Origin of the sequence: Streptomyces sp. 2323.1, assembly GCF_900221035.1 — a bacterium.
GTDB classification, from domain to species: domain Bacteria; phylum Actinomycetota; class Actinomycetes; order Streptomycetales; family Streptomycetaceae; genus Streptomyces; species Streptomyces sioyaensis.
This window is the reverse complement of sequence record NZ_LT907981.1, coordinates 2,465,119-2,484,463: the sequence shown is the minus strand read 5'-3', so window position 1 is coordinate 2,484,463 and position 19,345 is coordinate 2,465,119. Positions and strand designations below refer to the sequence as shown.

Sequence of the window (19,345 nt, the reverse complement as noted above, 5' to 3'; positions counted from 1 at the left end):
TGCCGCGACGCACCCGGCCTGAATTCCCCTCCGTACGTCTGGAGCTTCCGCATGCCCGCATCCGCTTCTCCCGCCCGCAAGCTGGCCGCCCTCGGCGCGGTCCTCGCCCTCGTCGTCGCCGTGATCGCCATCGGCGTCGCCATCGCCAAGTCCACCCAGAGCGGCCACGACACCGAGCCCGGCGCCGCGCCCGCCGCCTCGCCGGAGGCCGAGGAGGACCCCGCCCAGCAGAAGATGTTCGACGACCTCGCCAAGCGGACCAGCCGGCGCGCGGACGGCGACCCGCTGGCCGTCGGCAAGAAGAACGCCCCGGTGGTGCTGGTCGAATACGCCGACTACCAGTGCTCGTTCTGCGGCCGCTTCACCCGCGAGACCCAGCCCGAGCTGATCAAGAAGTATGTCGACGCGGGCACCCTGCGCATCGAATTCCGCAACTTCACCGTCTTCGGCGCAGACTCCGAGCGGGCCGCCCGCGCCTCCTGGGCCGCGGGCCGGCAGGGCAAGTTCTGGCAGCTGCACGACGCGCTGTACGCCAAGACCCGTAAGGGCGCGGCGCTCGCCGAGGACAAGCTCGTCGGACTGGCCCGCAGCAGTGGCGTCGACGACCTCGACAAGTTCCGTGCGGACATGAAGAGCGCGGACGCCGACAAGGCGCTGAAGAAGGATCAGGACGAGGGCTACCAGCTGGGGGTGCAGTCCACCCCGTCGTTCCTGATCAACGGCCGGCCGGTGGCCGGCGCCCAGCCCCTCGCGGTCTTCTCCCAGGCCGTCGAGCAGGCCGCACGGACGGCGAAGCATCAGCCGGCGGCCGAAGGGGGCGGGAAGTGACCGACATCGGCTACCTCGCGGCGTTCCTGGGCGGGGCGCTGGCCCTGCTCAGCCCGTGCAGCGCACTGCTGTTGCCGGCGTTCTTCGCCTACTCCCTGTCGACCCCCGGCCGGCTGGTGGCCCGTACGGGAGTGTTCTATCTGGGGCTGGCCACGACGCTGGTGCCGCTCGGCGCGGCCAGTACGGCGGCCAGCCGGCTGTTCAACGGGCACCGTGAGCTGCTGATCGCCCTCGGCGGCTGGATCGTCATCGCCATGGGCCTCGCCCAGATCCTCGGCCTGGGCTTCGCTTCCCGGCGTGCCCAGGCCGCGGCCGCGCGGATCACCCCCCGGTCCGCGGTCTCCACGTTTCTGCTCGGCTGCGTCTACGGCCTGGCCGGCTTCTGCGCGGGGCCGATCCTCGGGGCGGTGCTGACGGTGACCGCGGTCAGCGGCTCACCGGCGTACGGCGCCTCGATGCTCGCCGTCTACGCGCTGGGCATGGCGCTGCCGCTGTTCGTGCTGGCGTTGTTGTGGGACCGCTGCAAGCTCGGCACCCGGGGCTGGCTGCGCGGCCGGGAATTCCCCCTCGGAAAGCTGCGGCTGCACACCACCTCGCTGCTGTCCGGAGTGTTCTTCATCGGCATCGGCGTGCTGTTCCTGCGCTTCAACGGGACCAGTGCGCTGCCCGGGGTTCTCGACGCGGACGCCGAATTCCGGGCCGAGGAATGGGCGACGCGGATCGGCAACGCCGTACCGGATTACGCCCTGATCGCGGTGGCCGCGCTGGTCGTCGCGGGGGTGCTGGGCCGTATTGCCCTTCGGCCGGAGAGGAAGCCGAAGGACGACGGGGCGAAGCCGCAGGACGGGGCGGAGCAGAGCCGCAGCGGGGCCGAATAGCCGCGGCAGGGGGCCGGGCCGGGTCGTCGTGGGGCGGCACCGGCCGGGCCCCGGGGGCGGGAGGCCAGGCGCATCGGCGCCGGGCCCGGTCCGCGGCTTCGTGCCCCGCGTCCACCGCCCCGTGCCTCTCTTGGATTGCTCCCCGCCGCTCCGGGCTACCCCGGGCTCACAGCCACACGTTGTCGTTGACCGAGCCCAGGCCCGTGCCGGACAGCCGGCGGTGCAGTGCCAGTGCCTGGTCCTCGGTCAGCGAGGCGACATGGTCCGCGGCGGCCCGCAGCCGGTCGCTGTGCAGCGCCAGCTCCTCGGCGCGGTCCGGCGGCAGCAGCTCGGGTGCGTCATGGCTCCAGCGCAGCAGCTCGCTGACCACCCGCCGCTTGCCGTGCTGCTGGGTGGCCAGCGCGGGGCGGTCGATGACGTAGCACCACACCAGCTCCTTCAGCAGCGCGCAGGCGTCCCGCCGCTCGGCCGGGATCACCAGCTGCGCGCCGTAGCGGATCGGCGCCTCGCCGCCCACCTCCAGCTCGATCCCGCGGGTGAAGTACGAGATCAGGTCCGCGGTACGTCGATTGACCGCGACCGCGTCCTCATGGCTGCCGCTGTACGGGGCGGGCACCGCGAGCCGCTTGCCGATGTCCGCCATCATCACCAGCGCCGCCTCCCGGTCGAAGGCCTCGCCCGCGCGCGCCCGCTTGGCCTGCACATAGTCCAGGAAGCGGCGGGTCTCCCGCTCGGTCTCGGCGCCCGCGGCACCGTCCGGCGGGAACAGCGCGGCCAGCGGGATCAGGCCCGTGCGGTAGAAGTCCTCGACGTCATGGCAGGCGTAGGTGACATCGTCCGCCCAGTCCATGACCTGCTCCTCGACCGGTACGGCGGTATCCGTACGGCCGGCCCGCACCCAGGAGAACGCCTCCCGGTCGGCGACATACACCCCCCACTTCACATGGCGCGCCGGATCCTGGTCGACAGGTGCCCGCTCCCAGGGGTACTTCGTGGCGGCGTCCAGGCAGGCGCGGGTCAGGTGCAGCCCGCGATGGCCCGGGTACTTGTGGGCGGCGAGGAAGGTCAGCACCCGCAGGGTCTGCGCATTGCCCTCGAAGCTGTCCAGCACGCCGTCCGCGAAGTGCAGCTCGTCCATCGTGGCGCGCAGCGCCAGCTCACCGGCGTGCCCGAAGGGCGGATGGCCGATGTCGTGGGCCATGCACGCCGCCTCGACCAGCGCCGGATTCGGACCGCCGTACTGGCGCTCCAGCCGCTCCGCCATCCGCCGGCCGAGCTGGGCCACCTTCATCGAGTGCGTCAGCCGGGTGTGGTACGCGCCCAGCTCGGCGCTCGCCACCACCTGGCTCTTGCCGGCCAGCGCCCGCCACTGCGTGGAGTACAGGATCCGGTCGACGTCGTGCTCGAACCCGGACCGCTGCCCGTCGTCGGGCACCCGTCGTTGCAGGGAGTGCTGCTCTAGATCCTCATCGCTGTATCTGGCAGGTCGCATGCGCGGATGGTAGTCCGGCACGCCCGGCCGGGGCCCGCCCGGTGGTGGCTCAGGCGTCCAGCCGGCGTCTCCGGCGCGCAGGAAGACGGGCGTGCGGGCGGGCGTGCAGGGGGTGGGCGTCGGCCCGGCGCCGGCGGTCGTTGCACAGCAGGCACTTGCCGTAGCCCGGCGGCAAGGGGTCTTCCGGATCGCCGTACAGCGGGTCGACCGCGCCGTGCGGATGTATGGCGCAGCCGGTCGGGCCGGTCTCGGCGCCCAGCGAGCTGGCGGCGGTCAGCGCTTGCCGGAGGACGTGGACGAGCTGGTCCGCATCGCGCCGGCTCGGCGCGGACTGCAGGGACGTGGCAAGGTCGGAGGCGGTGGTCAGCGCGGTCTGGAGTTCGCGCAGGTTTGCGTAACCCATGCCCCGGAGCGTAGGCGGCCCCACTGACAGTTGATCTTCCGATCGCACTTCGCGGCTTCCCATGCCCGCATGCATGCCCGCTCCCACCCACGATTTAGCACCGGGATGGTGACGGTCCCCTGGCCAGGGTGTGACGGGTGGGGGTGGGGGAGGGCGTCGGTTGTGCCGGGTGGGCGGGGAGGCATGGTTCGAGGGTTCTGTCCTCGGCCCGTGCCGGAACCTCGGCGGTGCCGTCCCCGGCTCATGCCGGAACCTCGGGGGTGCCGTCCCCCCCCACCCCCGAACCCACCCCCCGCCCCCTCCCCCGAAGGGGGAGAGGGGGAGGGGGCGGGGGAGAGCTTTGGAGGCCGGACGGCGCAGTGGCCGGCGCCCAAACCCCAGCCGTCAGCCCGCCCCGTCGCCGACCGGCCTCACGGCGCGATCGGCAGCCCGCGCTTGTGCTCCGTGAACCGGTACCGCCGGACGATCGCCTGGGCCGCGGTGTCGTCGACCGGCTTGCCCTCCAGGAAGTCGTCGATCTGGTCGTAGCTCACACCGAGCGCGTCCTCGTCCGGCTTGCCCGGGTCGAGGGTCTCCAGGTCGGCCGTCGGCACCTTGTGGACCAGCTCCGCCGGGGCGCCCAGCGCCGCCGAGACGGCGCGTACCCGGCGCTTGGTCAGGCCGGTGAGCGGCACCACATCGGCCGCGCCGTCTCCGAACTTCGTGAAGAAGCCGGAGACCGCCTCGGCCGCGTGGTCGGTGCCCACGACCAGGCCGTCGCGGGCACCGGCGACCGCGTACTGCGCGATCATGCGCTGGCGGGCCTTGATGTTGCCGTGGACGAAGTCCTGGTGGTGGGCGTCGCGGAAGGTGAGCCCGCCGTCCACCACGGCCTGCAGCGCCGCGTCGCTCGCCGGGCGGATGTCGACGGTCAGCTCCCGGTCGGCGCAGATGAACTCCAGCGCCCGCTGGGCGTCCTTCTCGTCCGCCTGGACGCCGTAGGGCAGCCGCATCGCGTAGAACGTCGCCTCGTGCCCGGCGGCGCGGGCCCGCTCCACGGCGAGCTGGCAGAGCCGCCCGGTGGTCGTGGAGTCGACGCCGCCGCTGATCCCCAGGACCAGGGAGCGCAGGCCCGTGGAGGTCAGCCGCTCGGTGAGGAAGGCCACCCGGCGTTCGATCTCCTGCTCCGCGTCGAAGGACGCGGTCACCTGGAGATCCCGGGCGATCTCCTGCTGCAGGGTCTTGGACGCCGGGTCGGTCACGGCTGCTCCTCTGGTTTCTCGGGGTGCGTCGTGCCGTTGTCGTGACGCACGGTTCCTGTGGCACGGGTCCCGTGTGACGCACCGTCCCGTGCGGCGTACGCAGCGTTTCTTTTTCGCGTACGTGCGCTTCCCGGGGGCGCGAATCGGCGTGCCGGTAGGAAACCTTATGCCGGGTGCGCCCACTTCTTGAGGGCGGCCTTGCTCGCGAAGTCCGCGACGTCCTTGTCCAGCGGGGTGTCGGTGTACTGATGGATGCGCCACTTCGCCTTGATCCGCGGATGACCGGCGGAGACGTAGTCGGCGATCCACAGGCCGTCGGCCGCGTACGACGTGGTGTCGTGGTGGAGCCAGAATTCGCGGTTGCAGTAGAGCAGCACGCGGTGGGTGGGGCGCAGCCTCTTCACCTCGGCCAGGAACTTGTCCTTCTCCGCATTGCCGGCATACGTCCCCTCGCCGGTGCGCTCCCAGTCGCAGGCCAAAAGATCACCCTGGACCGACGCGCACTTTTCGACGAAGTATTTCGCCTGGGCGGCGATATTTCCCGGCCACAGGAAGTGGTAGAAACCGACCACGCAGCCCGCCTTACGGGCCTTCGACGCCTGCGCGGACTGGTGCGGATTGATGTAGGAACGGCCTTCGGTGGCCTTGACGAAAACGAAGTCCAACCCCTCGGTGGAATACGAGGTGTTGTAGGAGCTGACATCGACACCGTGCAGCATGAACGGCCTCCTGCCGATCGGACCTGCGGATTCGAAGCGTCAACTGCTCGAAGCGGCAACCGTGTTGCGACGTGGTGTGGTGTTCCTGTGTTTGTGCGCCGTTGTGCCCCTGCGCACTTGCCCCGGTGTTCTGACCCGCTGCCGCCGCCGTGATCCAGAAGGGCTGTGATCCCGAACTCCGCGTTCCCACAATGCGGTGGCGCCGGGATCCAGTGTTTCTGTGTTCCGTGCGATTCAGTTTCGTTCCAGCAGTTTCCAGCAGTTCAGCATGCCGATACCGGAAGGCGCCAGATCGGGTCCGGAAATTCCTTGCACGCGGGCGGATGTGACGGCGCATCCGGTGCGGGTAAGGACCGGTTCTCGCCATACAGGACGGCCGCCTCAGCGGCGCAGGGCCCGGCGCAGCAGCCGTCGGACGCGGCCCCGGGTGCGGCCCACGGCGCGCTGCCAGGCCCGGCCGGTGCGCGTCGACTCCAGCTCCTGGAAGAGGAGTTGATAGCGCTCGGCGATCGGCTTCGGGTCGTAGCGGTGCGAGCTCTCCCGCGCGGCCTCGGCCATCTCGCGGCGGCGCTGTGGGGCCTCGATGAGCTCCAGCAGGGCACCGGCCAGCGCCTGGCCGTCCCCGCGCGGCACCAGCAGCCCGTCCTTGCCGTTGTGGATGATCTCGGCGGGGCCCAGTGGGCAGTCGGTGCTGACGACCGGCACCCCGCAGCGCATCGCCTCGACGATGGTCATGCCGAACGACTCGGCGTCCGAGGCCGAGGCGACGATCGAGGCCTTGGCGAACTCCGCCTCTATCGGCGAGCGCGGCCCGGTCAGCTCCGCCTGCCCGCTCAGCCCGAGGCCGTCGATCAGCCCCTGGAGCTTGGCCCGCTCGGCGCCGCCGCCGTGTATCCGCAGCTGCCAGTCGGGGTGCTTGGCGGCGACCGCCGAGAAGGCCTCGATCAGCAGGTCGAAGCGCTTGCCGCGGACCAGCCGGCCGGCCGCCGAGATCACCTTCGCGGTGCCCTCGGACGGCGGGACGTCCGGCGCGGGCACGATGTTGGGCACTGCCAGGACCCGCACCCCGGGCAGCGGCATCCGCGCCCGGTACACGGCGGCGTCCGCCTCGGTGGTGGTGACCAGCGCGTCCAGCGTCCGGTAGTGGCGGGCGAGTTCGGCGCGGAGCTGCTTGCTGTGGGCGTCGTGTCTCAGATGCTCCTGGGCGATCCGCAGTGCCCGGCGGGGGCCGAAGCGGGCCAGGTAGACGTTGATGCCGGGCCGGGTGCCGATCAGTACGTCCGCGTCCGTGCCGCGCAGGAACTCCGCGGCGCGGACGTCGACCAGCCGGTTGTACTGGTGGTGCCGCTTCTCGGCGAGCGGGAAGTCCTGCGCGGCCTCGCCGAAGAGCGGATCGGCCATGTCCTCGCTGCCGACGCGGGTGTCCACCAGCGGTACCAGCCGCACCCGGGGGTCCGGGGTGAACCGCGGGACCTCGCGGTGCCGGAGCATCGAGACGATCTCGACGTCGTGCCGGTCGGCGAGTGCGGCGGCGAGGTTGAACGTGGTGCGGATGGTGCCGCCGATGGCGTAGGCGTTGTGCAGCAGGAGGGTGATCTTCATGCGGTGTGGTGCTCTCCCCGAGATGCGCCGAGTCGTTCCGACCGGCCGGTACCTCGCGACCTGGTCGTCGCGGCCGACCGTCCGGCACGGGGGCAACCGTGGCGGTAAGGGGTAAGTCAATGGCGTGGCCAGGGTGAGAGCCCGGTAAGAACCACGGGTGAGAGGCGAGTAAGAAACCCGCCATCGGACCGGCCGCCCGCAGCCGCACCCCCGAGCCCTTGGCACACTTGCCGCGTGACCCACTCCGTGCTGCTCGCCGAGGACGACCGCCCCATCCGCACCGCGCTGGAGCGTGCCTTGACCCTGGAGGGATACCAGGTCACCGCCGTCGCCGACGGCATTCAGGCGCTGGCCGCCGCCCACCGCGAACGGCCGGATGTGATCCTGCTGGACGTGATGATGCCGGGGATCGACGGGCTCCAGGTGTGCCAGGTGCTGCGGGCCGAGCAGGACCGCACCCCGATCCTCATGCTCACCGCCCGGGTCGAGACGGCGGACCGGATCGCCGGGCTGGACGCCGGTGCGGACGACTATGTGGTCAAGCCGTTCGAGGTCGAGGAGGTCTTCGCCCGGCTGCGGGCGCTGCTGCGGCGGACGACGCCGGAGCCGGCCGGGACGCCGGGCGCCGCGGGTCCGGGGGCCGGGAGCGACGGGCCGGGGGAGGCGGACGAGGCCCGGCTCGCGGACAGCGGGGTCGTCGAGGCCGCGGATCTGCGGATCGACGGCCCCTCGCGCCGTGCCTGGCGCGGCGAGCGGGAGCTGGAGCTGACCCGGACCGAGTTCGAGCTGCTGGAGCTGCTGGCCCGGAACGCCGGGATCGTCCTGGACCATTCGACGATCTACGACCGGATCTGGGGCTACGACTTCGGGCCCGGCTCGAAGAACCTCGCGGTGTACGTGGGCTATCTGCGGCGCAAGGTCGACGTCCCCGGCAGCCGCCCGCTGATCCACACGGTGCGGGGCGTCGGCTACGTCCTGCGGGAGGACTGAGATGTCCGGGCCCCGCGGCGGAAGAGATCCGGGCGCCCCGGCCGGCCGGGGGCTGCGCGCCCGGCTGCGGGCCCGGCTGCGGTCCTGGCGCAGCGGCGGGCAGGCCGCCTGGCTGCGCACCCGGAAGCCGGCCAGCCTGCGCACCGCCTTCGCGGTGGCCTTCGCCGCCGGTGCCGCGGCGGTGACCGTCCTCGTCGGGTTCCTCAGCTACGACGCGGCGGCCCGGCTGGTGCGGGTGGACGAGAAGTCGGTGTTCTCGGAGGTCGTGGGGGATCTGCGCACCCAGGTCCAGGAGAAGCCGCTGGGGCCCGAGGACTATGCGTCCTCCGACCCCGACCACGACGGGCCGCGCGACGACCTCACCCGGCCCACCCGTACCGATGTGCAGATCCTGGGTTCCGGCGGCCGGATCGTGGAACTGGGCAGCCCGGCCCTGCCGGCCGGTGCCGAGGAACAGCGGATCGCCCGGGACGCCCGCGCCGGCCGGGTTGCGGAGCGGGAGGCGAACGTCGGCGACGAGGTCTACCACGTCGCGACCGTCGCGCTCGGCGGCGGCCGTGGGGCGGTCCAGGTCGCCCAGAAGTTCAGCGAGACCGAGGATCTGCTCTCCGCCCTCCAGCAGCGCACCGCCCTGCTGGCCGCCTCGGTCATCGCGCTGGCCGGGGCGGGCGGCTGGTGGCTGGCGCGCCGGATCACCGGCCGGCTGGTGCGGTTGACCTCGGTCGCCGAGAGCGTGGCGGAGCACGGGCGGCTGGACGTCCCGGTCCCGGTGGCGGGGCGGGACGAGGTCGCCCGGCTCGGGCGGGCCTTCGACGACATGCTCGGCCGGCTGGCCAGCGCCGTCCAGGACCAGCAGCGCCTCGTCCAGGACGCCGGCCATGAGCTGCGCACCCCGCTGACCTCGCTCCGTACGAACATCTCGCTGCTCAAGCGCTTCGACGAGCTGCCGCCGGACGCCCGCGACGAGCTGCTCGCCGACCTGGCGGGCGAGGCCAGGGAGCTGAGCGATCTGGTCAACGAACTGGTGGATCTGGCCGCCGGACAGCGCGACGACGATCCGCTGTCCGAGGTGAGCCTGGCCGAGGTCGCCGAGAAGGCGGCCGCCTCGGCCAGGCGCCGCACCGGTCGCGAGATCACCGTACGGACCGTCCGCCCGGCGGTGGTCGAGGGCCGGTCCGCCGCGCTGCACCGGGCGCTGACGAATCTGCTGGAGAACGCCGCCAAGTTCGACGCGGGCGGGACGGAGCCGATCGAGGTCGTGGTCACCGGCGCCCGTTTCGAAGTCCTCGACCGCGGCCCCGGGATCGCCGAGGCGGACCTCACCCGGGTCTTCGACCGCTTCTACCGGGCCGCGGCCGCCCGCGGTCTGCCCGGCTCCGGCCTCGGCCTCGCCATCGTCCGCGAGATCGCGACCGCCCACGGCGGCCATGCCTTCGCCGCCCGCCGCGAGGGCGGCGGCGCGACCCTGGGATTCACGGTCGGGACGGGCCAGGGGAGCGGCACCCGGGCGCACCCGCGGAACGAGCCGGGGGACTCCTGACGCCGGGCGCCCCGGCTCCTTCCCGGACCACCCCCGGGAGCCCTCAGTGCGCCACCTCTCCCTGGGCCACCTCCACCGTCTCGTGCAGATCGGCCGCGGCGTCCAGGGCGGCGCCCGCCGAGAAGGCGACACAGGCGATCAGGGCCGCGGCGATCAGCCGGCGGCCCGGGAAGCCGGCCCGTATCGGGGGGTGACCGGCCGCCCGCTCCCCGTCCAGCAGGGCGGCGACCCGGCGCGGCACCGGGCCGGCCGTCGCGGCGAGCACACTGCCGGGACGGTGCGGCATCCCGGCCTCCGGGCGGGCGGCCAGCGCCGCGCGTCCGATGGCCCGGGCCGTGACCCGGCGGTCGCCCACCCGGGACGCGGCCGCTTCGTCGGCCCAGCGCTCCAGGGCGTACGCCAGGGGTGCGCGCAGCGAGCGGAGCAGCGGATGGCAGGCCGCGGAGAGCGTGGCCGTGAGCAGGAACAGATGGTGGCGGCCCGCGAGATGGGCGCGCTCATGGGCGAACAGCGCCTCCCGCTCGGCCGGCGGCAGCGCCCGCAGCATCCCGGCGGTGACCACCACCCGGCCCGGCCGGCCCGGCAGGGCGTAGGCCTCGGGCGCGGGGTCGGGGAGGACGCACAGATCGCCGGAGGTGGGGTGGGCGCCGGTGGCCTGCCGGGCGATGCGCAGTTCGGCGCGGTGCCGGCGGGCGTGGTGCCCGACGGCGAGCGTGCAGGCGGTGAGCAGAACGGCGGCGGCAACGGCCACGGGGACGGTCACCGCGCCGTCGCCGCTGCCGCCGAGCAGCGGCAGGGAGAGGTGGCCGAGGGCGGCGACCGGGGGCAGCCGCAGCGCCCCGGCGGCCGCCAGCAGGCCGAGCGCCGCGGTCGTACAGCCGGCGAGGGCGGCCGCACAGCCGGCCAGCAGCCAGGCGGCGGCGCGCGGCGGCAGCGACTCGGCCAGCCGGCGGGCGGCCGGCACCGCGAGCAGCGGCATCAGCAGCGGGATCCATACGGCGACGATCACGGGCCGGCTCCGGGGCCGGGCTGCGGCGAGGCCGACGGCCCCTCGGGGGCGTCCCCCGCCGACTCCAGCAGAGACCGCAGCAACTGCTCGTCCTCGCTGGTCAGCTGGGAGACGAAGCGGGCGAGGGCGGTGCCGCGGTCGTCCTGCTTGTCGAGTTCGCTGCGCATCCGCCGGGCGGTCAGCCCCGCGGAGTCCTGTATCGGCGAATACGTGAAGCCGCGGCCGGCTCTGGAGCGGGACACCGCTCCCTTGTCGTGCAGCCGGCTGAGGATGGTGGTGACGGTGGTGCGCGCGAGGCGGCCGCCGAGCGCGCGCTGCACCTCGGCGGGGCTCAGCGGCTCCCCGGCCGCCCAGAGCGCCGCGAGCACGCTCGCCTCCAGCTCGCCGGCAGGGCGCCGCTGTACAGGTGATGTCTCCGACATGGAACGCCCTTCACCATTTCGTCGTCTATTGTTCCGAGGGCCGTCTACGTGACTGTAGTCGCCAGGTCGGCCGTGGGGCAGGCCCGCACCCATTATGGGAGCGGCCGCTGACAACGCCGCCGCCACTGCATTACCGCAGGTGGCAGGGGTTGCCGCCGCACTGCGGGGCGCGTGGGCCACCGCCCCTGGCCACCACCGCGCCCTCCGCACCACCGCGCCCTCCGCACCACCGCGCCGTACGCACCACCGCCAAGGAGAACCCGTGAACCACCTCGCCTTTGGCGGCGCCTCGATGGACGGCGGCCTCTACACCCGGATCACCGGCCTGGCACAGCACACCCCGCACGGCCTGAACACCCTGATCTCCTACTGGACCGACTACGGCCTCGGCCTCTTCGCCGTCCTGATGCTGATCGCCTGGTGGCGGGCGCGCCACGGTGCCCCCGGCGCGATGGCGGGGGCGCTGGCCACCCCCGTCGTGGTGGTCCTCGCCTATGCCGTCAACGACCTGGTCAAGACGGTCTTCGACGAACAGCGGCCCTGTCGGACGCTGCACACCGTCACCGTCGAGGCCTGTCCCGGCCCCGGCGACTGGTCCTTCCCCAGCAACCACTCCGCCATCGCGGCGGCCGCCGCCGTCGCCCTGCTGCTGGGCGACCGGCAACTGGGCCGGATCGCGGTGCCGGCCGCGCTCCTGATGGCGGCCTCGCGCGTCTGGGTCGGCGCGCACTACCCGCACGACGTCGTCGTCGGCCTGCTCGTCGGCGCCCTCGTCGCCCGGCTGGGCACCCCGCTCGCCCGCCACGCCGGCCCCACCGTCGAGCGGATCCGCGCCACCCGGCTGCGTCCCCTGGTGGCCGCCCGGTGACCGCGTCCGGGCCGCCACCAGGTCCGGAACCGCAGGCCGCACGCCCCGGCCCGCGCCCCGGCACCCGTCCGCTGCTCACCGTCGCCGCGGTCTGCGCGGCGCTCTTCACCGCCGCGGCCGTCACCGTGTCCGTACGCCACGGCGTCCCGCTCGCCCCCGAACGGGCCGCCGTCCACTGGTCCGCCGCCCACCACGGAGAGCCGCTGCGCTCGATCTCCCGGGTGCTGACCGCCACCGGCACCGGCACGGTCCCCTATCTGCTGGCGGTGTTCGCCGGGCTGCTGGCCGGCCGGGACGCGCGCGGCCGGCTGCGCGCGGTGGGCTGCGCCGTCCTCGTCCTCGCCGCCGGCCAGGCGATCCGATACGGCCTCATGGAGTTGCTCGCCCGCCCCCGGCCGCCGGCCCTCGACTGGGCCGGCCCCGCCTCCGGCTACGCCTTCCCCTCCGGCCACGCCACCACCTCGGCACTGGCGGCCGGAATCCTGGCCTGGGGCATTGCCCGGCGCGTCGGCCCCGCGCGCGCCCGCACCTGGTGGGCGGTGCTCGCCGTCTGGGCCGCCGGCGTCGGCCTCACCCGCGTCTACCTGGCCGTCCACTGGCCGGGCGATGTCGTCGGCGGCTGGCTGCTGGCGGCCACCCTGCTCTGTCTCGCGCTGCTCCTGGAGCCGCTCGCCGTGCCCCGTACGCGGCAGGGCAACGCCCACCCCACGAACAGCTGACGATCCGACCAGGTCTTTCCCAAGGCGGGCATGGACACGTCCCGAGCCGAGCAGCACTGTCCTGGGCACCAGGACGGCGGGCGCCTTCCGGCCATCCCGCCACCGGCACCGCCCACGGCACGTACCACCGCACCGCCAGGGGGACACCACGATGAACCAGCCGCTCGACGCCCGGGTGCCGCGCCCGGCCGCCCACGCCTCCGCCGCCTCCCGCGGCCGCTGCCCGGCCGCCGCGTCCAAGGACCCCACCCCGTGCGAGGGGCCGCACGACGCCGCGACCCTCGTCGACCGCCACGGCCGGGAGGTCGCCGGCTGTGTCCACCACTGCGCCCGGGTGCTGCCCGGCCTCGACGGCGCCCGGGTCCACCCCTTCGTCCCCGCGGGCCAGGCCCTGGAGATCTACTCCCGGGCCCGTGAACTCCCGCCGTTCGCCTGGGAGATCGGCCGGTAGCCGGCTTGAACCGTGAGGCCCCGGCCCACGAGGCCCCGGCCCACGAGGCCCCGGCCCATGAGTGAGGGACCGCCGATCCCGCCGGCGGCCCCTCCCCTCCCGGCGCCGATGGCTCAGCGGCGCCGTTCGCTCAGCACTCGATGATGTTCACCGCGAGCCCGCCGCGCGCGGTCTCCTTGTACTTGACGCTCATGTCGGCGCCGGTGTCCTTCATGGTCTTGATGACCTTGTCGAGGGAGACATGGTGGTGGCCGTCGCCGCGCAGGGCCATGCGGGCGGCGGTGACGGCCTTGACGGCGGCCATGCCGTTGCGCTCGATGCACGGGATCTGGACGAGGCCGCCGACGGGGTCGCAGGTCAGGCCGAGGTTGTGCTCCATGCCGATCTCCGCGGCGTTCTCGACCTGGGCGGGGGATCCGCCGAGGACCTCGGCCAGGCCGCCGGCGGCCATCGAGCAGGCGGAGCCGACCTCGCCCTGGCAGCCGACCTCGGCGCCGGAGATCGAGGCGTTCTCCTTGAAGAGCATGCCGATCGCGCCGGCCGCCAGCAGGAAGCGGACGACGCCCTCCTCGTCGGCGCCGGGCACGAAGTTGACGTAGTAGTGCAGGACGGCGGGGATGATGCCGGCCGCGCCGTTGGTGGGGGCGGTCACCACCCGGCCGCCGGCGGCGTTCTCCTCGTTCACCGCCATCGCGTAGAGCGTGGTCCACTCCATCGCGCGGGCGGCGGCGTCGCCCTCGGACCGCAGCTGGCGGGCGGAGTGGGCGGCGCGGCGGCGGACCTTCAGCCCGCCGGGCAGTATGCCCTCGCTGCTCATACCCCGGGTGACACAGGCCTGCATGACCTGCCAGATCTCCAGCAGTCCGGTGCGGATCTCGTCCTCGGTGCGCCAGGCCTTCTCGTTCTGGAGCATCAGGGCGGAGATGGACAGCCCGGTGTCGCGGGAGAGCCGCAGCAGTTCGTCGCCGGTGCGGAAGGGGTGGGTCAGGACGGTGTCGTCGGGCACGATCGGGTTTTCGCCCGCGACGGCGTCCTCGTCGACGACGAAACCGCCGCCCACCGAGTAGTACGTCTTCTCCAGGAGGGGCGCGCCGGTGCCGTCGTAGGCGAAGAGGGTCATGCCGTTGGCGTGGTAGGGCAGGGCGCGGCGGCGGTGCAGGATCAGCTCGGACGATTCGTCGAAGTCGATCTCGTGGGCGCCGCCGATTTCGGCGCCGAGCAGCCGCAGGCGCTTGGTGGTGCGGATGCGCTCCACCTCGTCGTCGGCGGATTCGACGTCGACGGTGCGGGGGGAGTGGCCCTCCAGGCCGAGGAGGACGGCCTTGGGGGTGCCGTGGCCGTGGCCGGTGGCACCGAGGGAGCCGAAGAGTTCGGCGCGGACGCTGACCGTCTGGGCGAGCAGGCCGTCCTTCTTGAGCCGTCCGACGAACATCCGCGCGGCGCGCATGGGGCCGACGGTGTGGGAGCTGGAGGGGCCGATGCCGATGGAGAAGAGGTCGAAGACGGAGATGGCCACGGGGGCGGACTCCCTTGTCTGCTCGTGGTGGACGGTGGAGCAATGGAGCAGGAGGTACGTTTCTGCGCCGATTGTCGAGCGTAACGCGGACCGGAGATGCGGCCGCCGGACGGAATCCGGCGGGCATCCGTCGCGGGGCGTAACAGCCGGTGTCGGGGTGGATACGGAGCCGCGGCGGATGCCGGGCCGGGCCCGGATTCCGGCCGCCGGGGCCCGGTTGCAGACCCGGTCGGGGACGCGGACGCGGGGCTCGGTCAGGTGCCGGGCGAGGGCCGGGCAGCTGGAGCCGGACGCACCGGGGCTCCGCGGAAGAGGAGGAAGAAAGGGGAAAGGGAGGGGCTTGCGGGGCGTGAGCCCAGGGGGAGGGCCCCGGGCGCAGCGCCCTGTGCCCCGTCTCGTCACCCCACCCGGCCCGCCGTCGCCGACGGGCCGGGGAGGTCAACGCATGAGACGCGTCACAGCGACGGGTAGAGCGGGTACTTGTCCGCCAGGGCCGTGACCCGGGCCTTGAGGGCGTCGGCGTCGTAGGCCGGCTTGAGGGCCTCGGCGATGATGTCGGCGACCTCGCGGAAGTCGTCGGTGGTGAAGCCGCGGGTGGCCAGCGCCGGGGTGCCGATGCGCAGGCCCGAGGTCACCATCGGCGGCCGCGGGTCGTTGGGGATCGCGTTGCGGTTGACCGTGATGCCGACCTCGTGGAGACGGTCCTCGGCCTGCTGGCCGTCCAGCTCGCTGTCGCGCAGGTCGACGAGGACGAGGTGGACGTCGGTGCCGCCGGACAGTACGGCGACGCCGTGCTGCTTGACGTCGTCCTGGACCAGGCGCTCGGCGAGGATCCGGGCGCCGTCGAGGGTGCGCTGCTGGCGCTCCTTGAAGTCGTCGGAGGCGGCGACCTTGAAGGAGACGGCCTTGGCGGCGATGACGTGCTCCAGGGGGCCGCCCTGCTGACCGGGGAAGACCGCGGAGTTGATCTTCTTGGCCAGCTCCTGGGTGGAGAGGATGACGCCGCCGCGCGGGCCGCCCAGGGTCTTGTGGGTGGTGGTGGTCACCACATGGGCGTGCGGCACCGGGTTGGGGTGCAGCCCGGCGGCGACCAGGCCGGCGAAGTGCGCCATGTCGACCATGAGGTAGGCACCGACCTCGTCGGCGATCCGGCGGAACGCGGCGAAGTCCAGCTGGCGGGGGTAGGCGGACCAGCCGGCCACGATCAGCTTGGGGCGGTGCTCCTTGGCGAGGCGCTCGACCTCCTCCATGTCGACCAGGTTGGTCTTCTCGTCGACGTGGTAGGGCACGACGTTGTAGAGCTTGCCGCTGAAGTTGATCTTCATGCCGTGGGTCAGGTGCCCGCCGTGGGCGAGGTTGAGACCCAGGATGGTGTCGCCCGGCTTGATGAGGGCGAACATGGCGGCGGCGTTGGCCTGCGCGCCGGAGTGCGGCTGGACGTTGGCGGCCTCGGCGCCGAAGAGGGCCTTGATCCGGTCGATGGCGATCTGCTCGACGACATCGACGTGCTCACAGCCGCCGTAGTAGCGGCGGCCGGGGTAGCCCTCGGCGTACTTGTTGGTGAGGACGGAGCCCTGGGCCTCCATGACGGCGACGGGGGCGAAGTTCTCCGACGCGATCATTTCGAGGGTGGACTGCTGGCGGTGGAGTTCGGCGTCGACGGCGGCGGCGACATCGGGGTCGAGCTCATGGAGGGAGCTGTTCAGAAGCGACATGAGTCTTTCCTGGGGAGTCAGGGGGCGCGATGGGGTCCCCCGGAGTCCGGGGGAGCGTCCACTCGGGCGGTGGCGGACGGGGAGCCGGCGGCTCAGCTCTGGATGAACGCGGCGTACTCGTCGGCCGAGAGCAGCTCGGCCGGCTCACCGCTGGTCTTCACCTTGAACAGCCAACCGCCCTCGAACGGGGCGGAGTTCACCAGCGAGGGGTCGTTGACGACGTCCTCGTTGATCTCGGTGATCTCCCCGTCGACGGGCGAGTAGAGATCGCTGACCGACTTGGTCGACTCCAGCTCGCCGCAGGTCTCACCCGCCGCGACCGTGGTACCGACCTCGGGGAGCTGCACATAGACGACGTCGCCGAGCGCGTTGGCCGCGTGCTCGGTGATGCCGACCGTCGAGACGCCTTCCTCGGCGCCCGACAGCCACTCGTGCTCCTTGCTGTAGCGCAGCTGCTGGGGGTTGCTCATGGCTCGATTCTCCTGTACGCGAGGGTGTGGTCGTGAAGCGGGTCGCCCCTGGCGGAGCCAAGGGGAGGTTCTTGCACAGTGCGACGCGCGGGTGCGCGCCGCGGCCGGCTCCCGGCGGGAGCGGTCCGCTACTTCTGCCGCTTGTAGAAGGGCAGCGCGGTGACCTCGTACGGCTCATGGCTTCCACGGATGTCCACGCAGACACCCTCGGTGCCCGGTGTGGCGTAGGCCGCGTCGACATAGGCGATGGCGATCGGCTTGCCCAGGGTGGGGGAGGGCGCCCCGGAGGTGACCTCGCCGATGACCGTGCCGTCGGCGCTGACGACCGGGTATCCGGCGCGCGGGACGCGGCGGCCCTCGGCGACCAGGCCCACCAGCTTGCGCGGCGGGTTCGTCTCGGCGCGCTCGGCGGCCGCCGCCAGCGCGGCGCGGCCGACGAAGTCACCGTTGTTGGTGGTCTTCTCGAACTTCACGACCCGGCCCAGGCCAGCGTCGAACGGCGTGGTCGCGGTGGTGAGCTCGTGCCCGTACAGCGGCATGCCCGCCTCCAGGCGCAGGGTGTCGCGGCAGGACAGCCCGCAGGGCACCAGCCCGGCGTCCTTGCCGGCCGCGGACAGCGCCTCCCACAGGGCGACCGCGTCCGCCGGCCGGACGAACAGCTCGAAGCCGTCCTCGCCGGTGTAGCCGGTACGGGCGATCAGCGCCTCGACGCCGGCGACCGTGCCGGGCAGGCCCGCGTAGTACTTCAGGCCGTCCAGGTCGGCGTCGGTCAGCGCCTTGAGGATGCCGGGGGACTCCGGTCCCTGCACCGCGAGCAGCGCGTAGGCGTCGCGGTCGTCGCGGATCGCGGCGTCGAAACCGCCGGCCCGCGCGGTCAGCGCGTCCAGCACCACCTGGGCGTTGGAGGCGTTGGCGACCACCATGTACTCCTGGTCGGCCAGGCGGTAGACGATCAGGTCGTCGAGGATGCCGCCCTCGGCCTCACAGATCATGGTGTAGCGGGCGCGGCCGGTCTTCACGCCGCCGATGTTGCCGACCAGCGCGTAGTCGAGGAGATCGGCGGCCTGCGGGCCGGTGACGGTGATCTCGCCCATGTGGGAGAGGTCGAAGAGGCCGGCGCGGGTACGGACGGCGACATGCTCGTCGCGCTCGCTGCTGTAGCGCAGCGGCATGTCCCAGCCGGCGAAGTCGGTCATGGTTGCGCCGAGCGCGCGATGGGTGGCATCCAAGGCTGTACGACGTGGGGCATCAGTCATGGTTCTGGGCTCCCAGGCATGGGTGAGAGGACGTTCTCCCCATCTGTCATCGGAACCTGAGAGGTTCACCGGGATCCTGCGAACGGACCCGGTTTGCACCTTGGGTGGAGCCATCCCGTCAACCGGGCGGTGACTCGCTTTTCAGATCTGCCTCGCCCGTGCGGTATAGGGGCCTGAGAGATTCAAGGGAGTACTTGCTCCTTCGGCGCCCCGCCATGGCGGCCGGGGACTCTCCCGCGCGGGTTCAAGCGGCCGGTATGGAGTTGGCGGTGCACAAGTGAGACGCGGTGTGCACGTGGCGGCCACATCATTGCACGGGATCGCCCGATACAGCAGCCCTGGTGGGCGGCCGGCCCATGACGTGGGCAGATCGGACAACCACCTTGATGGGCATTACCTTTTCTTGACACTCTGCGGGTACGGGACGGACTCGAACCGGAACAGATCCGGACGGGGAGGGTGATCACGGTGCACGGAGAAGCGGCGTACGGTGCCACTTCAGGGGTCGTGTCTGCCGAGGCCGTACGTCCCGGCGCCGTGCCGGGGGCGGCCGCCGCCGTGTCCCGCGGCGGCTGTCCGCGGCGCAGGGTCCTGCGGCCCGGCCGCCGCGCCGGGGTCGTGGATCTGCGGGGCGAGGGGCGGGCGCGCGGCGCGGTCGAGCTGCGGTTCCCGGCCGGCGATCTGGTCGTGGTCTCCGGGCTGCCGGGCAGCGGCAAGAGCACCCTGATGCAGCGCGTGGTGCCGCCGCTGGACCGGCGCGGCGCCCTGGTGCACCGCATCGATTCGCAGGACGTCCGCGAGCGCTGGGAGCGCGGCCGGCTGCGCCGGCTGCCCTACGCCCTCTACCGCCCGCTGGTCCGGGCCGCCCACTATCTGGCACTGCGCCGTGCACTGCGCTCCGGCGACAGCGTGGTGGTGCACGACTGCGGGACCCTCGCGTGGGTGCGCGGCTGGCTCGCCAGGGCGGCGGTGCGCAGCGGCCGCGGGCTGCATCTGGTGCTGCTCGACGTGCCGCCGGAGGTGGCGCTGTCCGGCCAGGAGTCGCGCGGGCGCGGGGTGTCGGGGTACGCCTTCGCGCGACACCGCGGGGCGGTGGGCCGGCTGGTCGGCGCGGCGGAGGCGGCCCGGCTGCCGTACGGGGTCGGCTCGGCGGTCCTTCTCGACCGGCGGGCGGCGAACACCCTGGAGACCATCGGCTTCGACTGAGCGGAACCGACCGCGGCGGG

General features: G+C 73.0%; 19 protein-coding genes and 1 riboswitch. Of the genes, 8 read left to right on the top strand and 11 right to left on the bottom strand.

The annotated features are described in order from the left end of the window. The first annotated feature begins 51 nt into the window (after positions 1-51). Positions 52-828, top strand: coding sequence for a DsbA family protein (locus CPH93_RS10015; protein WP_096212579.1), 777 nt, complete (start codon positions 52-54; stop codon positions 826-828). Continuing rightward, complete coding sequence (locus CPH93_RS10010) at positions 825-1,706, top strand: cytochrome c biogenesis CcdA family protein (protein WP_096212578.1); 882 nt, start codon at positions 825-827, stop codon at positions 1,704-1,706. Before CPH93_RS10015 ends, CPH93_RS10010 begins: the two co-directional genes overlap by 4 nt. 166 nt (positions 1,707-1,872) lie before the next feature. Here CPH93_RS10010 and dgt read toward each other — a convergent pair whose 3' ends face one another. The 5 genes from dgt to CPH93_RS09980 form a co-directional block, all read right to left on the bottom strand. Beyond that, the gene (dgt, locus tag CPH93_RS10005) at positions 1,873-3,198 is read right to left on the bottom strand and encodes a dGTP triphosphohydrolase (protein WP_231977257.1); all 1,326 of its coding nucleotides are present in this window, start codon (positions 3,196-3,198) and stop codon (positions 1,873-1,875) included. Between the two features lie 49 nt (positions 3,199-3,247). Further along, the gene (locus CPH93_RS10000; protein ID WP_093485265.1) at positions 3,248-3,601 is read right to left on the bottom strand and encodes a hypothetical protein; all 354 of its coding nucleotides are present in this window, start codon (positions 3,599-3,601) and stop codon (positions 3,248-3,250) included. Positions 3,602-4,011: 410 nt separating this feature from the next. Continuing rightward, on the bottom strand, positions 4,012-4,842 hold the full coding sequence (gene nadE / locus CPH93_RS09990; protein WP_096212575.1) for an ammonia-dependent NAD(+) synthetase: 831 nt from the start codon (positions 4,840-4,842) through the stop codon (positions 4,012-4,014). 164 nt (positions 4,843-5,006) lie between these two features. After that, positions 5,007-5,561, bottom strand: a complete 555-nt coding sequence (locus tag CPH93_RS09985) for a GH25 family lysozyme (protein ID WP_096212574.1) — start codon at positions 5,559-5,561, stop codon at positions 5,007-5,009. A 381-nt stretch (positions 5,562-5,942) separates the two neighbouring features. Next, complete coding sequence (locus CPH93_RS09980) at positions 5,943-7,163, bottom strand: glycosyltransferase family 4 protein (RefSeq protein ID WP_093485268.1); 1,221 nt, start codon at positions 7,161-7,163, stop codon at positions 5,943-5,945. A 234-nt stretch (positions 7,164-7,397) separates the two neighbouring features. Here CPH93_RS09980 and CPH93_RS09975 point away from each other — a divergent pair, with 234 nt between their 5' ends. Continuing rightward, positions 7,398-8,153 carry a response regulator transcription factor gene (locus CPH93_RS09975; protein WP_173909763.1) on the top strand — a complete coding sequence of 252 codons (756 nt, stop codon included), beginning with the start codon at positions 7,398-7,400 and terminating at the stop codon, positions 8,151-8,153. Position 8,154: 1 nt separating this feature from the next. Beyond that, the gene (locus tag CPH93_RS09970; protein ID WP_096212573.1) at positions 8,155-9,693 is read left to right on the top strand and encodes a HAMP domain-containing sensor histidine kinase; all 1,539 of its coding nucleotides are present in this window, start codon (positions 8,155-8,157) and stop codon (positions 9,691-9,693) included. 43 nt (positions 9,694-9,736) lie between these two features. On the opposite strand, the gene CPH93_RS09965 is transcribed toward CPH93_RS09970, so the two are convergent. Together CPH93_RS09965 and CPH93_RS09960 are read right to left on the bottom strand one after the other, a co-directional pair. Continuing rightward, on the bottom strand, positions 9,737-10,702 hold the full coding sequence (locus CPH93_RS09965) for a M56 family metallopeptidase (protein ID WP_096212572.1): 966 nt from the start codon (positions 10,700-10,702) through the stop codon (positions 9,737-9,739). Then, positions 10,699-11,124, bottom strand: coding sequence for a BlaI/MecI/CopY family transcriptional regulator (locus CPH93_RS09960; protein WP_096212571.1), 426 nt, complete (start codon positions 11,122-11,124; stop codon positions 10,699-10,701). Before CPH93_RS09960 ends, CPH93_RS09965 begins: the two co-directional genes overlap by 4 nt. 262 nt (positions 11,125-11,386) lie before the next feature. Here CPH93_RS09960 and CPH93_RS09955 point away from each other — a divergent pair, with 262 nt between their 5' ends. From CPH93_RS09955 to CPH93_RS09945, 3 genes are all read left to right on the top strand, one after another. Beyond that, complete coding sequence (locus CPH93_RS09955; RefSeq protein ID WP_096212570.1) at positions 11,387-11,992, top strand: phosphatase PAP2 family protein; 606 nt, start codon at positions 11,387-11,389, stop codon at positions 11,990-11,992. Further along, complete coding sequence (locus CPH93_RS09950) at positions 11,989-12,711, top strand: phosphatase PAP2 family protein (protein ID WP_096212569.1); 723 nt, start codon at positions 11,989-11,991, stop codon at positions 12,709-12,711. Before CPH93_RS09955 ends, CPH93_RS09950 begins: the two co-directional genes overlap by 4 nt. Before the next feature lie 151 nt (positions 12,712-12,862). Further along, positions 12,863-13,162: a hypothetical protein gene (locus tag CPH93_RS09945; protein WP_093485274.1), complete on the top strand. Its 300-nt coding sequence runs from the start codon at positions 12,863-12,865 to the stop codon at positions 13,160-13,162. 130 nt (positions 13,163-13,292) lie between these two features. Here the strand turns inward: CPH93_RS09945 and CPH93_RS09940 are convergent, their stop codons facing one another. The 4 genes from CPH93_RS09940 to gcvT form a co-directional block, all read right to left on the bottom strand. Next, positions 13,293-14,678 (bottom strand): L-serine ammonia-lyase, encoded by a 1,386-nt coding sequence (locus CPH93_RS09940; RefSeq protein ID WP_096212568.1) that lies wholly within the window; start codon positions 14,676-14,678, stop codon positions 13,293-13,295. Between the two features lie 455 nt (positions 14,679-15,133). Further along, the gene (glyA, locus tag CPH93_RS09935; RefSeq protein ID WP_096212567.1) at positions 15,134-16,393 is read right to left on the bottom strand and encodes a serine hydroxymethyltransferase; all 1,260 of its coding nucleotides are present in this window, start codon (positions 16,391-16,393) and stop codon (positions 15,134-15,136) included. Positions 16,394-16,485: 92 nt separating this feature from the next. Further along, positions 16,486-16,863 carry a glycine cleavage system protein GcvH gene (gcvH, locus tag CPH93_RS09930; RefSeq protein ID WP_006602987.1) on the bottom strand — a complete coding sequence of 126 codons (378 nt, stop codon included), beginning with the start codon at positions 16,861-16,863 and terminating at the stop codon, positions 16,486-16,488. A gap of 128 nt (positions 16,864-16,991) precedes the next feature. After that, positions 16,992-18,119 (bottom strand): glycine cleavage system aminomethyltransferase GcvT, encoded by a 1,128-nt coding sequence (gene gcvT / locus CPH93_RS09925; protein ID WP_093485276.1) that lies wholly within the window; start codon positions 18,117-18,119, stop codon positions 16,992-16,994. A gap of 151 nt (positions 18,120-18,270) precedes the next feature. Then, positions 18,271-18,366: riboswitch (glycine riboswitch) on the bottom strand. Between the two features lie 260 nt (positions 18,367-18,626). Here gcvT and CPH93_RS09920 point away from each other — a divergent pair. Then, entirely contained in the window at positions 18,627-19,325 is a 699-nt protein-coding gene (locus CPH93_RS09920; protein WP_231977256.1) for an AAA family ATPase, read from the top strand. Positions 19,326-19,345 lie beyond the last annotated feature (20 nt).